Annotated in this window: 16 protein-coding genes; 1 reads left to right on the top strand and 15 read right to left on the bottom strand. The window is 57.0% G+C overall.

Annotated elements, in window-relative coordinates; genetic code table 11:
* Positions 1-94 precede the first annotated feature (94 nt).
* From yqeB to ACNSPV_RS10175, 10 genes are read right to left on the bottom strand one after another with little or no spacing between them, the layout of a single operon-like run.
* Complete coding sequence (yqeB, locus tag ACNSPV_RS10220) at positions 95-910, bottom strand: selenium-dependent molybdenum cofactor biosynthesis protein YqeB (protein ID WP_348583505.1); 816 nt, start codon at positions 908-910, stop codon at positions 95-97.
* The gene (locus ACNSPV_RS10215) at positions 907-1,962 is read right to left on the bottom strand and encodes an XdhC/CoxI family protein (protein WP_348583506.1); all 1,056 of its coding nucleotides are present in this window, start codon (positions 1,960-1,962) and stop codon (positions 907-909) included. Before ACNSPV_RS10215 ends, yqeB begins: the two co-directional genes overlap by 4 nt.
* A gap of 22 nt (positions 1,963-1,984) precedes the next feature.
* Positions 1,985-2,215: a DUF3343 domain-containing protein gene (locus tag ACNSPV_RS10210; protein WP_339394867.1), complete on the bottom strand. Its 231-nt coding sequence runs from the start codon at positions 2,213-2,215 to the stop codon at positions 1,985-1,987.
* A 1-nt stretch (position 2,216) separates the two neighbouring features.
* Entirely contained in the window at positions 2,217-3,359 is a 1,143-nt protein-coding gene (locus ACNSPV_RS10205; RefSeq protein WP_348583507.1) for an aminotransferase class V-fold PLP-dependent enzyme, read from the bottom strand.
* Positions 3,356-3,961, bottom strand: a complete 606-nt coding sequence (yedF, locus tag ACNSPV_RS10200) for a sulfurtransferase-like selenium metabolism protein YedF (protein ID WP_348583508.1) — start codon at positions 3,959-3,961, stop codon at positions 3,356-3,358. The genes ACNSPV_RS10205 and yedF overlap by 4 nt, the downstream gene beginning before the upstream one ends.
* Positions 3,962-3,986: 25 nt before the next feature.
* Positions 3,987-5,021, bottom strand: a complete 1,035-nt coding sequence (selD, locus tag ACNSPV_RS10195; protein ID WP_348583509.1) for a selenide, water dikinase SelD — start codon at positions 5,019-5,021, stop codon at positions 3,987-3,989.
* A complete protein-coding gene (yqeC, locus tag ACNSPV_RS10190; protein WP_348583510.1) occupies positions 5,018-5,725 on the bottom strand; it encodes a selenium cofactor biosynthesis protein YqeC in 708 nt (235 codons plus the stop codon). The genes selD and yqeC overlap by 4 nt, the downstream gene beginning before the upstream one ends.
* Positions 5,726-5,733: 8 nt before the next feature.
* Positions 5,734-8,022, bottom strand: coding sequence for a xanthine dehydrogenase family protein molybdopterin-binding subunit (locus ACNSPV_RS10185; protein WP_348583511.1), 2,289 nt, complete (start codon positions 8,020-8,022; stop codon positions 5,734-5,736).
* A complete protein-coding gene (locus ACNSPV_RS10180) occupies positions 8,019-8,489 on the bottom strand; it encodes a (2Fe-2S)-binding protein (protein ID WP_249236617.1) in 471 nt (156 codons plus the stop codon). Before ACNSPV_RS10180 ends, ACNSPV_RS10185 begins: the two co-directional genes overlap by 4 nt.
* Positions 8,490-9,293 carry an FAD binding domain-containing protein gene (locus ACNSPV_RS10175; protein WP_348583512.1) on the bottom strand — a complete coding sequence of 268 codons (804 nt, stop codon included), beginning with the start codon at positions 9,291-9,293 and terminating at the stop codon, positions 8,490-8,492.
* Positions 9,294-9,390: 97 nt separating this feature from the next.
* Between ACNSPV_RS10175 and ACNSPV_RS10170 the strand changes: the two genes are divergently transcribed.
* Positions 9,391-10,050 carry a nucleotidyltransferase family protein gene (locus ACNSPV_RS10170; RefSeq protein WP_348583513.1) on the top strand — a complete coding sequence of 220 codons (660 nt, stop codon included), beginning with the start codon at positions 9,391-9,393 and terminating at the stop codon, positions 10,048-10,050.
* Positions 10,051-10,053: 3 nt separating this feature from the next.
* Here ACNSPV_RS10170 and ACNSPV_RS10165 read toward each other — a convergent pair whose 3' ends face one another.
* The 5 genes from ACNSPV_RS10165 to ACNSPV_RS10145 form a co-directional block, all read right to left on the bottom strand.
* The gene (locus ACNSPV_RS10165; protein WP_173014053.1) at positions 10,054-11,403 is read right to left on the bottom strand and encodes a uracil-xanthine permease family protein; all 1,350 of its coding nucleotides are present in this window, start codon (positions 11,401-11,403) and stop codon (positions 10,054-10,056) included.
* Positions 11,404-11,702: 299 nt separating this feature from the next.
* Positions 11,703-12,545, bottom strand: coding sequence for an SDR family oxidoreductase (locus tag ACNSPV_RS10160; RefSeq protein WP_348583514.1), 843 nt, complete (start codon positions 12,543-12,545; stop codon positions 11,703-11,705).
* A gap of 81 nt (positions 12,546-12,626) precedes the next feature.
* The gene (locus ACNSPV_RS10155; protein WP_249236613.1) at positions 12,627-12,932 is read right to left on the bottom strand and encodes an AzlD domain-containing protein; all 306 of its coding nucleotides are present in this window, start codon (positions 12,930-12,932) and stop codon (positions 12,627-12,629) included.
* Positions 12,922-13,707 (bottom strand): AzlC family ABC transporter permease, encoded by a 786-nt coding sequence (locus ACNSPV_RS10150; RefSeq protein WP_339394858.1) that lies wholly within the window; start codon positions 13,705-13,707, stop codon positions 12,922-12,924. The genes ACNSPV_RS10155 and ACNSPV_RS10150 overlap by 11 nt, the downstream gene beginning before the upstream one ends.
* 138 nt (positions 13,708-13,845) lie before the next feature.
* Positions 13,846-15,366 carry a DUF3794 domain-containing protein gene (locus ACNSPV_RS10145; RefSeq protein WP_348583515.1) on the bottom strand — a complete coding sequence of 507 codons (1,521 nt, stop codon included), beginning with the start codon at positions 15,364-15,366 and terminating at the stop codon, positions 13,846-13,848.
* Positions 15,367-15,368 lie beyond the last annotated feature (2 nt).

Here is a 15,368-nt window from a genome sequence, read left to right as displayed (position 1 = left end):
ATTTTGGAATTTTTGATAGCGTCTGTAAACAAAGAAAAGCCTCTGCTTCCCTGCTGGTGACACCGCCGGGAAGCGGAGGTTTTTCTCTTTTCAGTTATTTCCACAGCTGGGCACAAACCAGTTCCAGCACGCTGCCCGCAATGCAGCGTGCTTTATCTGAGATCAAAAAGCAATTAGAGAGTTCCTCCTTGCGCGGGTCTACGTCTGCTACTTTAAAGCCGGGCGTTACCGGGTAGCCGCTGCGCAGCAGTCCGCGAAGAATGCCTGTGATCTGTGTGGTCACAGGAGTGATGGTTCCATCTGCCGTTCTGATCTGAGCGATGGCCTCTCCTTCTGCTACAATATCGCCGATCCTGCGTACATCCTCAAACACACCCGCTGCAGCGGCATGGATCACGCGCTCTTTGCCATAGCCTCCGATGATCCCCGGGATGCCGGTGTTGGCAATGGCTGAACCCTCCCAGATGATACGTCCCAGCCGATGGCCTCGTTTTGTTTCCACCACTGCATCCACGTCCTGCCCGGCAGTGAAGCCCGGGCCAAGCGCAATGGTAAGGGGTGCCATATCCCGGGCAGTGCCGAGATTTTTCTTTGCAAGGATCGCATCCACCAGAACATCCGGTCTTGCCTGTGCAATACTCTCGCCTTTCGGGTCTACTAAAACAGGAACCGCATTCTGGTTCCAGACCTCTTCTGCCTGCGCCAGCGCTTCAATGCGCACAGCACACAGACCTTCCACGGTTGCTTCACCTTCATAGACTGCCTCACACAGCGAGACCTGCCGCCGGATCGCCGCCGGGTGCTCTGTTTCCAGTACAAGGACACGCAGACCGGCAGACCACAAGCGGTGGATCGTACCAGTGGCAAGATCGCCGCCGCCGCGCACAAGGATCAATGCATCCTGTTTCATTTAAGCTCCTCTCCTGCCTGCAGAATGGCCAACCATATTTCCATCGAACCGCCGCAGGCAGCGGCTGCAGCGTCTTCGTCTTTTCCATCTGCCGAAAAATGCATCAGCTGCTGTGCCGGAGTATTTCCCGCCAGCATTTCCTGCGCAGCCAGAATCGTGCGGTGCTCCATAATACCGCCGCCCACGCTGCCAACGACCGTGCCGTCCGCAAGGACCAGCATTTTTGCTCCCGCTTCTCTGGGAGTGGAACCATGCCGTGCCGTGATCACAGCCAGCACAGCACGCTGCCCCGTGTGGTCTGCCTGAGCCATTGCATCCAGAATAGCCGAAGAAAATCCCTCGGTCTGTGAGCGGGCGTTCTTGATCGAAACGACCTGTGCCAGAATAGACAGTGCGATCTCCTCTGCCGTCTGAGACCCGATGGACAGCCCAATGGGCGCATACAAGGCTTCCACCCGCTTTTCCTCAAGCCCCTTTTCCAGCAGCTGACGGCGCACCAGTGCAGAACGTCCCCGGCTGCCCATCATCCCAACATAGGCCGCAGGCTTTCGCAGGATCTGCTCAAGGCAGATCACGTCAAAAGCATGTGCGCGTGTAACGACAATAAAATAAGTTTCTGCGCTGCCGGGCACCTGCTTCAACGCCTGTTCAAACGGCAGGCAGAGCACAGTATCGGCTCCGGCATCCCGCAGCTGCTGTGCGTATTCTTCGCGGTCGTCTATCGCAAGGACCGGCAGACCCAGTAGCCTGGCAAGCCGTACCGTTGCAGCTGCCACATGACCACCGCCGCAGACGACCAGCTGAGGCACTGCACCAAAGCGCTCCACAAATATATGCTGACCCTCGATCAGCTGTACACCCGTGGCGGTGCAGCTCTGCAATCCGGACAGATCTCTGCGCATAAAGTCAGCCGGGCCTGCCTGCCATACCGGTTTACCCGCCTGCAAAAGCAGCTGACTGCCGGAAGCGCTGCCGTCCAGCAGGGTCGCCAGTGTCCAGCCGCCTGAGGACGGAACGTCCTGAAGCATCTTATAAAGCGGTGTTTTGCTCATGTGTCATTCTCCTGTTTTGCTCTTATTGTTCCACCGCTGCTGCACGGTCATACCCGGCTGCATCCAGCCTGTGCTGCCATTGCTCAAACTCTTCCGGCAGCATCCGCCATGCAAGACCGCAGCCCGCGGATATTTCGCGCGGCAGGGGGATCAGTCTGCCCGGAACGCCTGCTGCAAGGCACTGCTTCTCCCATTCCATTGCCTGCAGCGTAGTGCGGAACGAGAGCACGATATAAGTCTTTCTTACACGCATGTCATAACTCCTGCGCAAGCTCGCATACCGCACCTGCAGCCAAAAGCACCTCTGCCTCGGTATTGAAGTGCGAAAAGCTGAACCGTACCACGCCCTGCCGGACGGTGCCAAGAGCTTTATGCATCAGCGGCGCACAATGCGCACCAGCACGTACGCAGATGCCGTAGTCCTCCCACAGGATGTCCGCAATGCGGGCTGAATCCTCGTTTCCGATATTGAGTGCAACAATGGGGGCGCGCGGTGCCATTTCCGGGTCGCCGTAAAGCGTTACATTCGGCAGATCACGGATGCGCTCATAAAAAAGTGCTGCCAACGCAGATTCCTGCGCACACAGCGTTTCCACGCCCTGAGCCAGGATCCACTCCACACCGGAACACAGGCCCGCCAGACCCGGAACATTGAGGGTACCCGCTTCCAGCGCAGTGGGCATCTGTGCCGGATGACGCTCATCAAAGCTGTGCACACCGCTTCCACCCACTACCAGCGGACGGACAGAAAGTCCCGGCCGCACATACAGGCCGCCTGTTCCCTGCGGGCCAAGCAGTGCCTTGTGACCGGTAAAGCACAGCACGTCAATGTCCAGTGCCTGCACATCTACAGGCTGAGCCCCGGCTGTCTGGGCAGCATCCACGATCAGAAGCAAGCCGTTCCGGTGTGCAAACTCTGAGACCCGGGCAAGGTCGGTGCCATTGCCCGTCACATTGGAAGCACCCGTAACAACGACCGCCTTTGTATTGGGCTGGATCAGCTCCTGCCAGCCGTCATATTGCAGGCGTCCTTTCTCGTCCACCCCGGCAAAACTGAGCTGAACCCCCTCCTGATCCCGCAAACGGTAGAGCGCCCGCAGAACGGAGTTGTGCTCACAAACTGTCGTGATGATGTGGTCTCCCGGCGCGAACAGCCCGCCCAGCGCCGTATTCAGCGCCTGAGTGGCATTGGCTGCAAACGCGATGCAGGATGGGTCCGGTGCGTTCAAAAGCTTTGATATTGCGCACCGCGCTGCATAGACAAGGCGGCTTGCGTGCAGGGTGGGTTCGTGGGCACCTCTGCCCGGGTTGCCTGCTGTGCGCAGAGCATCCAGCATGGCTTGCTCCACCTGCGGCGGTTTGTGCAAAGTAGTAGCAGCATTATCCAGATAGATCACGGCTTCACCACATTGCCTGCCTGCGTCAGCTTTTCCACGATTACATACATGTTGGTCACGCTGCCAACAGCCAGCTTTTCCGTCAGGCCATAGAAATTCAGACAGGTCCCGCAGGTCATGATCTCCACGCCCTGTGCCTCCAGTGCCTTCAGGTCATCCAGCATGGGCGAACCCTCACAGGTCAGGGACGCGCCGCCGTTATAGAACAGCACTGTTTTGGGCAGCTTGTCCTGCTGAGTGAGCGCAAACACAAAGGCCTTGAGCAGGGCCCTGCCCAGCTCTTCCGAGCCTGCGCCCATTTTATCTGAGCTGACAGCCACCACTGTATCGGTGCGGAGATCCGGTGCACAGACAGGCACTTCCTCGGTCAGTGCTGCCGCAGCGTTCCCCACTGTGAACAGTACACGGTATTCCTGCTCCGCCAGCTTTTCAGCACTGTACTGATAGCCCTTCTGCTGGGCCATCTTGGTCAGGTTCTGCACGGCGATCTCATTATCCACCAGCACTTCCACCTCACCGGCACCTTTCAGCTCAGAGATCGCTTTTTTTGCCTTTACAACAGGCAGCGGGCAGGCATCACCGCGGGCATCTACTTTCAGCATCGTTTTTTGTCCTCCACTGATATTTTTAATATTTTACGGTAATTTCGTGTTCCGTTTTAGGAACGATCTCCCCCACGATCTTTGCAGGCAGACCGGCCGCCTGCAGCTCTGCTTCCAGCGCAGATGCATCTTCCGGTGCAGTAGCCAGCAGCAGACCGCCGGAGGTCTGAGGGTCAAACAGCACTTCCTCCATGGCAAAGGGCAGATCTTCAAATGTGACATAGGGCCCGGTGTGGTTGCGGTTGCGCTGCCCGGCGGCAGTGTACAGAAACTCGTCTGCCGCCTTTTCAGCCCCCGGAAGGACAGGAATCGACCGTGCATCAATGATGCAGGAAAGCTTTCCTCCCATCATTTCATGCAGATGGCCCAGAAAGCTGAATCCTGTCACATCAGTAGCAGCGTGAACAGGATAGCGGCGGCTGATCTCAGCAGCTGTTTTGTTCAGCGTCGTCATGGACGCGATGGCACCTGCCATATGTTCCGGAGCGGCTTCGCCTACGCGGTTTGCCGTGCAGAGCAGACCTACACCCAGAGCTTTTGTCAGGATCAATTTGTCGCCGGGCTGGCCGGAATCATTGGTATACATCTTTTTGGGGTTCACAAGACCGGTGACGGACAGACCATATTTTACGCCTGTATCGGCAATGGAATGACCGCCTGCCAGGCTTCCGCCTGCTTCGGCAACTTTTTCTGCACCACCGCGCAGGATCTCCCCCAGAATGTTCAAATCCATACTCTCAGGAAAGCAGACCAGATTCAGCGCAGTTTTTACCTCGCCTCCCATGGCATAGATATCACTCAAGGCATTGGCAGCGGCGATCTGCCCGAAGGTATAAGGGTCGTCCACCATTGGCGGAAAAAAGTCCACCGTCTGCACCAGCGCAATATCATCTGTTATGCGGTACACGGCGGCGTCATCCCGGCTGTCGTAGCCCACCAGCAGGTTCGGGTCTTTTTCCCCGCGCGGCAGTTTTTCCAGAATGCGGCTCAGCACACCTGCTCCCAGCTTTGCAGTGCATCCGCCGCCGGTACAGAACACGATTTTTTCTTCTTTGCTCATGCACGCTCTCCTTTTTCAAAATGAGTCAGAATGCAAGGCACGCTGTAACGCTTTTTCAGGATATCGGCGGTCTGACGGGCCAACACGGCCTGCTCTTCGGTGTCTACCTGATTGAGCACCGCATAAAAGCTGCGCTCCCCTACCGCTTTCTTCCCCCCGGACTCGCTGACAAGCAGCTTTGCCAGCAGTGTTGGCGTCAGTACAGCATTTCCCGGGACACGCAAAATCTGCTGTGCCAGTTCTGCCCGGAAGCATCCTTTTTCCAGTGATTCCCCCAGTGCAGAAACGCCTGCAACCGCAAACACGATATCGCACTGCGGCAAGAGCATCGGCTCATGTGCAGCCGGGGCCTTGCAGGGCATCCGTCTGGAACCATCCGCTTCGATGAGAACGATATCGGCCAGCTGCATCCAATGCTCCAGCTGTTTCTGCGGCGGAGCTGTCAACTTCCCGCCGGGAGCCGCTGTTCCGGCAACGGCATAGCTGCCGTGTTCCCACTGGCGGAAAAGCTCCGCGTCCGTCCGCGCCCAGACAGCGCCGGGCGGCCGCATGATATGGGTGGTGGTGGTCACCAGCACATGCCAGTTCTTACGGACACAGTGCGCAGCCATGGCGTACATCAGTGTCGTTTTGCCGCCGCCGCCCACAAGTGATACAATGTGGCCTTTTTCCGTCAGAAACGGAAAGTCATTTTCAATCGGCATACAAACGCTTACTCTTTTTTGGCAACAGCCATGGCGATCTGTTCCGGCGTAATGGGCAGCTCATAGAACCGGGTACCAATGGCATTGTAGATCGCATCGGAAATGGCCGGCAGCGGCGTATTGATGACGACCTCGCCGATGGACTTTGCGCCAAAGGGACCGTTGGGTTCGTAGCTACTCTCAAACTCCACCTTGAGTTTTCCCACATCGGTACGGGCAGGGATCTTGTACTGGAACAGCGAGTTTTCCTGCGGATAGCCATTCTTATCGTAGGTAATGTTTTCGGTCAAAGTCATGCCGATGCCCTGCAGCAGCCCGCCCTCGGTCTGTACACGGGTCAGGTTCGGGTTGATGGGCGTGCCGCAGTCCACGCAGGCATCAAACTCCAACAGCTTTACTTCACCGGTCTCGGTATCCACTTCCACCTCAGCAGCACCGACCATGAACGGCGGCGGCGACAAAGGCGAAGTATGCGTTTCGGTGGCTTCCAGCGGTACCATGTGGCCGAACTGGGAAGCATACGCGATCTCCGACAGCGTTTTTTTCTGTGCAGGGTCCTTGCTCATAAAAACATCCCTGCCGTCAAATTCCGCCTCGTCCTCAGCACATCCCAACAGCTCTGCGCCCAGCCTGCAGATCTGAGTGCGCAGCTTCATGGCACATTTTTCAGTGGCCTTGCCGGTAACATAAGTGGTGCTGGACGCATAGGAGCCAGAGTCATAGGGCGAGGTATCCGTATCGGCTCCAAAGACCGTGATATTGTCCAGCGGGCAGTCCAGAACCTCGGCAGCGATCTGCGCCAGTGTAGTGTCACAGCCGGTGCCCATGTCGGCCGCACCGATCATCAGGGTATAGAAGCCGTCGTCATTCAGTTTCAGGGTGGCACTGCCCACATCCATGCCGGAAATGCCGGAGCCCTGCATCGCCATGCCCATACCGACAGCGCGCACCTTGCCGTTGCCCATATCACGGGCAGGATACTTGTGCTCCCAGTCGATCATATCCCGCACCTTGACAAGGCAGCGATCCAGTGCACAGCTGGTATTGACGGCGCCATAATAGGCAGGCATCACATCGCCCTCCTGCACGGTGTTTTTCAAACGCAGCTCAAAGGGATCCATGTTCAGCTTGTGGGCCAGCTCATTGACGGCAGATTCTACCGCAAACAGGCCCTGCGTTGCACCATAGCCGCGGTAAGCACCGGCAGACATGTGGTTCGTATACACGACATCACTGATAAAGCGGAAAGCCTCTGCCTTGCCGTACAGTGGGATGGATTTGTGGCCGGAAAGGCCTACCGTTGTGGGGCCGTGCTCGCCATAGGCACCGGTATTGGAAAGAGTGTACAGATCAATGCCCTTCACAACGCCGTCCTTCGTAGCACCCAGCCGCACATGGACCTCCATTTCATGACGAGGCGAAGAGGCCGTCTGGCTTTCCACACGACTGAAAATGATCTTGGAGGGCTTTTTGGTCTTCCAAGTCACAAAAGCCGGATATACTTCGCTGACCGCCGTCTGCTTGGCGCCAAAGCCGCCGCCGATGCGGGGCTTTGCTACGCGCACCATGCTTTTTGGGATATGCAGTGCGTTTGCAATATTGCGCCGTGCATGGAATACGATCTGGGTGGAGCTGAGCACGTTCAGGCGTCCATAGGTGTCGATCGAGCAGTAAGTGCGGAAGGTCTCCATCATAGCCTGCTGACAGGCTTTGGTGTGGTACACATGGTCGATGACCACATCGCTGGCTGCAAGCACTGCGTCGATATCGCCGTCTCCGCATTCGTCATGGGCGCAGAGATTGCGCTTGTTATCGGCTCCCACCGGGCACAGACTGGCCCAGTTGTCCTCCGGATGCACCAGAATGGGGTTGTCCTTGGCAGTGTGATAGTCCAGCACTGCTTCCAAAACCTCATATTCCACCTTGATGAGCTTGAGGGCCTTATCTACGCACTTTTCGTCTTTGCCGGCCACGATGGCCACCACATCGCCCACAAAGCGCACATGGCGGTCGATGAGCAGGCGGTCATGAGGACTGGCTTCCGGATAGGTCTGGCCTGCCTGCGTGTAGCGCGGCGCATCCTGCGGCACATCCTCCCATGTAAAGATTGCTTCAATCCCGGGCACTTTTTTTGCCACAGCGGTGTTGATGGTTTTGACGATGGCATTCGCGTGCGGAGAGCGCAGCAGCTTCACGGTCAGGCAGTCCTGCGGGATCACATCATCCATATAAACGGGCTGGCCGGTGACCAGCTGCATCGCATCCTTTTTACGGAAGGGTTTATTGATGGTACTCATTCTGCGGCCTCCTTCTGCTTTTTCCATGCCAGAAAGTTCATGATGCCGCGCAGCTGGCCCTCATAGCCAGAGCAGCGGCAGAGGTTGCCGGAGAGATATTCCTTGACCTCTTCCTCACTGGGGTACGGATTCTCGCGGAAGAGGGCCAGTGCATTCATGATAAAGCCCGGGTTGCAGAAGCCGCACTGCTCTGCGCCCTGATCCGCGATAAAACCGCCAAACTCCGCTGCTTCTTCCTGCAGGCCTTCCAGTGTGGTAATGCTGTGGCCGCTGGCACGTGCTGCCAGCACCGAGCAGGACAGCACCGGTTTCTCGTCCAGAAACACCGTGCACAGACCGCAGTTGGAAGTCTCACAGCCGCGCTTGACGCTCTTGCAGCCGTGGGCACGTACAAAATCGATCAGCAGCATATCTGCGGCCACATCCTCTGTGACTTTGACGCCGTTCAATGTAAGAGTGATCTGCATTTAATTTTCCTCCTGTGCCGTGCGTGCTTCCAGCTCCACAACCGCACGCTTTGTCAGAACGCCCGCCAGATGGCGGCGATATTCCGCACTGCCACGCATATTGGAGCCGGTAATGATATCGTTCTTTACTGCATCGGCGCACTTCAGCGCCAGCTCCTGTGCAGACATGCCGTTTTCCGCCGGGAACTCATACAGCACCGCTATAAGCGGGCGCGCCCCGATGGCAATGCGGAAGCTGCCATCGTTAAGACGGGCGGCGGCACAGGTGAGCACCGGGATATCGGTCTGGCTGTTGCGCACAGACTGATAGAAAAACTCCGCGTTTTCCTTTTTGACGATCAGCCGCACAAGGATGTCCCGGTCATAGGGACGCTCGGCGTACTCCCGCAGGGACACGATGCCACCCTTGTACAGCTCTACCGAACAATCCATGGCCATAAACAGTGTGAGCACGTCGGAAAAGCCAAATCGGCTGTAGATGCTGCCGCCCACAGTGGCCAGATTGCGCAGCTGCACGCCCACGATATGCCGCAGCGCTTCTTTTACTGCGCCGCGGGTATAGGCGGCAAGGCCGGGGTGCTCTTCCAGCTGCCGCAGTGTGACCATAGCACCGATGGAAAAACTGTCCTCGGTCTCCTCTATGGTGTCCAGTCCCAGACCGGACAGGTCGATGGCTGTGCCGACATTGATGTTCTCCATTTTGAGCCAGATCATGCCGCCCAGCACACGGTTGGCCTTTTTCTGGTTCAGCTGCCACGCTTCTTCCAGAGTTTCGGCCCGCTTATATTCTCGGATCGTCATCATAGCTGCAGGTTCCTCTCTTTTTTTCTCTGTTCTTTTATTTTAACACAGATTTCGATATAATACTATTGTCAATTCGTTTCAGAAGGAGTGGTACTATATGAAAGAACTTCTTCCGGTGGGCTGTGTCATCATGGCGTCCGGGGCAAGCCGCCGTTTTGGTTCCAACAAACTGCTGGCAGATTTCTGCGGGGAACCGATGCTTTGCCGCGCATTTGCGGCGACCGATACTCCAAGGCTTTCGGCCCGCATCGTGGTGACACGCTCGGACGAAGTTGCGCAGCTTTGCCGCTCCCGCAATGTTCCGGTGCTGCTGCACGATCTGCCCGGCCGAAACGATACGGTGCGGCTGGGACTTTCCGCGCTGCTGGAACAGGTGCCGGAGCTTTTTGGCTGCATGTTCCTGCCGGGAGACCAGCCGCTTTTGTGCCGCGAGACAGTGGAGGCCATGGCAGGCATCTCCGGGTGGGACAACAGGACTCGGCTGGAACGGCAAAAAGAAACAGAACGGGAGATCTTCCGTCTGGGATTCCGGGTCCGTAACGACCCGTCTCCCCTTACCGGAAGCCCCGTTCTGTTTGAAAAAGGACTTTTTCAGGAACTGCTCACCTTGCCGCAGGGCATGGGCGGCAGCGTTCTGCTTCGGAAATATCCCACGCATGTTCACACTGTTTACATTGCGGATCGGAATGAACTGGCCGACGCCGACACGCCCGAAGCACTGGCGCAATTGGAAGCATTGGCCCGGCAGAAGCTTTGAGCTTTATACTGCCTTGTCATCCTTCGGCAGCAGCACATTCAGCAGGATCGCCACGAACGCAGCCGGAACGATGCCGGACTCGCCGCAGATCAGCTGGAAAGCGTGCGGAGCCTGTGCCAGAATGCCGCTATTGGCACCCATGCCGTAGCCAACACCCAGAGCCACCGAGACGATGGTAAGCTGACGCGGGGTCATCTTTTCCTTGGTGATGAGCTGGATGCCGCTGACCACGATGGAAGAGAACATCATAACGGCAGCACCGCCCAGAACGGCCTGCGGCATAATGGAGATCAGCGCGCCGAGCTTGGGGATCAGACCGCACAGGATCAGGAAGATGGCACCGGAGGCCAGAGCCATGCGGTTGACCACCTTGGTCATGGCCACCAGACCCACGTTCTGGCTGAAGGAAGTGTTGGGCAGTACGCCGAACAAAGCCGCAAAGGAGGAGCCCAGACCGTCACAAATCACACCGCCGGACAGCTCTTTATCGGTGGGTTCACGATTCATGCCGCCCTCCATGACACCGGAGATATCACCCACAGTCTCAACAGCGGTAACAACGAACATGATCATCACCGGCATAATGGCGCGCATGTCAAATACGATCTTGACCGGCATCAGTTTGGGAATGGCAAACCAGGAGGCCTGTGCCACTTTATTCCAGTTGAGCACCCATGCCTTGGTAAACTCTACACCATCGGCAGTGACACCGGTGGTGGGCAGCACCAGACCCATGACAAAGGCCGCAACGTAACCGGCCAGAATGCCGATCAGGATCGCAGAAGAGCTGAGGAAGCCCGTGGTCCAATGCTTGAAGATCAGAATGACCACCAGAACGAACAGGGCCAGCAGCAGATTTTCCATGGAGCCGAAGTCTTTTGCGCTGTTGCCGCCGCCAAAGGAATTGATACCCACCGAGATCAGCGAAAGACCGATGGAAAGCACAACCGTACCGGTGACGACCGGCGGGAAGAACTTGCGCAGGGGCTTGAGGAAGAAGCCCAACACGCTTTCAAAAATGCCGCCGATGATGGATGCACCCATAATGGCACCATAGGCCAGCACACCGCCGCCCATACTGCCGACAACACTGTTGAACACGCCAATAAAGCCGGAACTGGTACCCATGATGATGGGCACGCTACCGCCCACGGGGCCGATGGTGAACAGCTGCACCAACGTGACCACACCGGCCACGAACATGGCACTTTGCAGCAGCGTGACCTGCAGATCTGCGAACTCACCACCCGCAATGCCGCAGGCACTGGTGATGATCAGCAGCGGGGTCAGGTTGCCCACAAACATGGCGCAGACATGCTGCAGACCCAGCGGGATCGCCTGTTTCAGGGACATTTTTGCGTCGAACTGATACGCCGACTCTTCGAGCTTGACTTCCTTCAAATGTTCCACTCTCCTCAAATCTTGACAAAAATCATTCTTTTCGACTGCTTTACCAAAAAAGCGGATTTATTATAGCAAAACTGCGAATTCTTGTAAATTAAGTATGACTTTTCCATGAACGGCTGTTTCCCGCTGAGAAACACAAAAAGCAGGGCGATTTGTGCGTTTTTTTCGCTTTGGTCGGAAAAATTTCGCGCAGAACTCCTGCTTTTTTGTTCCGTTTTATTTGATTTTTGTGCGATATGGAAATTTTACAGATCCGAAAGTCCGTAATCCTGCAGGCAGCACCGGATTCCCTGCTGCGTGGCCGCAAACCGGATGCCGGAACGCTCCAGCTTTGCAGCGTCCATCACAAGGTTCCGCTCCCAGCTTTCTTCGGCGATCTTTACGGTAATGCCCAGTGCTTTGGCAAACTGCCGGGCCGTGCACACCATGTCCTCTGCATTTCCGCTGCCAAAATTGTATACGCCGCCGGGCAGGTCCATGGCGGGTTCCAGATTTTCGATCACCTGCCGCACATAGGTCACGCCGCGGAAGTCGTTCCGGGAGAAACGAACAGCCTCCCCCTTCAGCGCGGCACGCAGAAGATTCAGCGGCAGATTGCCCCGGATGGGCAACCCATAGCCGGGCAGGTCATACATCCAACTGGCACGCAGATGGACCGAGTCCGGGCAGAGCTCCAGCACGCGCTGCTCTGCTTCCAATTTATACTGGCCATAAATGTTTGTCGGATGCAGATCCAACGCTTCTGACAACGGGCCCTGCTGCTTCGTTCCCGCATAGACCTGATCTGAGCTGAATGCCACCAGCTTTGCCTTCGTCTGCTGCGCGGCCCGTGCCAGCCAGACCGGCAGCTCAACATTGGCACGGTAAGCTTCTGCCGGATGCTGTGCGCAGTATCCGGTATCGGAAAGCGCAGCAGTGTGCAGGATCACGTCCGGATCCCGCGCCCTCGTCTGCGTAAGGACTTCCGTTTCGGTGGCGGTGCACAGAAAGCCCTTAGGGAAAGTGCAAAGTTCGTATTTTCCCTGCCACTGTTGTAATACACGAGAGCCCACAAAGCCGCCTGCACCTGTGATCAGAACCCTTTTCATCGTCATCTTTCCTTTCGTTTTGAGAATATGAACCCAGCACAAAAAGCGCCCGGCGGCACGATGCCTCCGGGCACAGAAGTTTTAAAGGAACAGCTCCAGCACGAACACAACGGCACAACAGATCACCGATACCTGAAACAGGCTTGCGCCGAGCCATGCTGCCGCAATGCCGGCCACCAGCGCCATGGCACCGGCAGCCGGGCTCTGGGTCGCGTTGACAATGGCCGGAAAGGTCATGACCGCCAGCGTCACATAGGGCACATAATACAGAAACGACTGAATGAAGCGGTTTTTGATGGGCTTGCGGATCAGTGTGAGCGGAAGGATGCGGATGGTGTAGGACACCAGCGCCATCACTGCAATGTAGATGTAATTGTTATGCGTCATGCTCTGCCTCCTGCTCGTCTGGATTTACCGGAAAAAGCACCGCCGCTGTACCGGAGATCAGCACGGTGAGCAGAATGGTACGGGTGCCTTCCGAGAGAGCGGATATTCCCGGCAGGTAATTGCACAGAAAGCTCAGCGCAAAGCTGATGGCCACAAGTGCAGCTACCACCCTGCTCTTACGCGCCGGAGGAATGATGATGGCAAGGAACATGCCGTAAAGGGCAACGCTCAGCGCACTGACAGCCCGCAGCGGCAGCAGATTGCCCGCAATGATGCCCAGTGCCGTACCGATGGCCCATGCGGGAGCAGCCAGCAGAATGGCACCGTAAGTATAATATGGGTTCAGGCTGCCGGGCCGTGCAATGGTGATGCCAAAAAGCTCGTCTGTCACATCATAGCCGATGACAAGCCTGTGCCAGAAGGGCGTGCCCGGTGCAAAGCGCTGGGCCAGCGCGCAGCTCATGAGCAGATAGCGTGCATTTGCGATCAGGGTAATGACTGCTACTTCCAGATAGGTTGCGTTTGCCATGATGATGGCGAACGCCGCATACTCACCGGCCGAAGCGTTGTTCAGCAGGCTGACCAAAAAGCCCTGAAATGGGGTGAATCCCGCCCGGCGGGCTGCAATGCCCAGCGAGAAGGAGACTGCAAAATATCCCAGTGCAATGGGCACGCCATCCCGCATACCCTCACAGAAGATCTTTTTGCTGAAAGCCCAAACCGGCCTTTCTGCATTGACAAGCTCCGGGGCAAGGAGCTTACTTTTGGAATTCATCTTTGTTTTTAACTCCTTTCCTATTTCAAACACCGCTTCTTATTATACTCTCCCGCACACAGAGAAGAAAGGGCTTTTTCACTTTCTTTTCGGCATAAAAAGAGAACGCCGCCTGAAAAGGCAGCGTTCTTCGTCGATTTATGCGCCCGGCACCAGAAAATGCATTGCCTGCGGCAGGGTCTGTGTTCCTGCGTCCAGACCGTTTGCGGCCAGCATCTGTGCCGGTGACACATGGAACCGTTTTGCAATGCCGAAAGGCTCTTCTCCGGCCTGCGCGTAGTAAATGCGCAGTGCGATCTCCGGGTCTGGCACGGTCAGTGGCTCACCCAACTCCGCGCCGCCAATGCCCTGATGGGTGCTGCGGCAAAGGATGGCTCCCTCTGCGCGGGCTGTCACTGTGACCTCCAGCGTGCCGCCGGTACAGCTGCACTGGATGTTCTCAGTGCTCAGCCAGCACTCCGGGCTGAGCTGTGCGCCCTGCGGTGCATCCACCGCAAGCGGAAAGACCAGCTCCAGCGTTTTTTCGTAACTTTCCAGCTCGGCAAGGCTGTTTTCTGCAAAGGCTGTGGCAACAGCACGCACGGTAAAAGCCCAGCCGTCCCGATAAGGAACCACCTGTGCCGGTCCGTAGGCCACAAAGCAGGCCCGGAGCTGTGCACCGGCATCCGGCAGAGATCCGGCAGCGGTGGCGGAAGCCGTCTCGTTCAGCATGCAGGCAAGATCCTCTACCACCAACTCCTGCGGCGTGACGGTGGTCTCAAACCGGGTGGAAAACGCATCCGATACGTACTGCAGCTGGCAAGAACGCCATGCGTGCAGATGCATCATCACACTGGCTGTCAGCTGACCACCGGCTCCCTGTTCTCCTTCCGTCAGCGCAAAACCAACCGGTTCCAAAACACACAGGCACTTGCAGTCCTCGGCCACGCCGTCCAGATCTACCACCTGATTGAATGGCAGGGATGCCGCCTGACTTTGCAGGCTGCTATCGCCTTCCGCGCGCCAGGCGCATTGGACACGTACCTCGCCCTTGACAACAGCCTTGCCCGCCAGAAGCTTTATCTCCCGTACGGATGCCGTGCCGGTAATATCCAGAATGGCGGCAGGAGGCTTTGCGAACACCATTTCTCCCTCTACTGTGACCAGTTTTTCCAGCACCGCCGCACTGCGCACCCCGGTCAGGGTTTGCAGCTTCTGCTCAATGCCGCCGTCCGCCAGCGCAGTGATCAGTTCTGCCTTGTCCTGTGCATGAAGCGTGACCACCAGACCATAGGCCCCGCGCACCTCAATGCGGTGCGGGTTCACGGCCCGGCAGTTGAGATATTCGGTCTGGCCTTCCACCATGGCCGTCCAGCTGGTGAAGGAAAATTCCGGCACTTCCAACTGTTTTGTAAAAGGCAGTTTCTGTTCGGTCTGGCATAGGCCTGCGCCATTCTCGCCCTGATAAAACGCGGTGCAGCGCAGATAGCCTTCCAGCGTCAGCCGCCCGGGCTGCAGCTGTTTCTGCAGCACCACCGGTTTTGCAAAGCATTTGACCAATTTGAATACCGGAGGCAGATAGTCCGAGATCAGGATCTCGGTTTCCAGCGGGAGTTCTGCCTTCACGGTGCAGCTTGCGCCCGCCTGCGGCAGGGTGTCCCGAAAGATCTTCAGTTCCATGC

It is taken from the genome of Faecalibacterium sp. 3 (genome assembly GCF_048323735.1).
Taxonomy (GTDB): Bacteria; Bacillota; Clostridia; order Oscillospirales; family Ruminococcaceae; genus Faecalibacterium; species Faecalibacterium wellingii.
The sequence above is the reverse complement of the archived record's forward strand: the minus strand, read 5'-3'. Positions and strand labels throughout refer to the sequence as shown.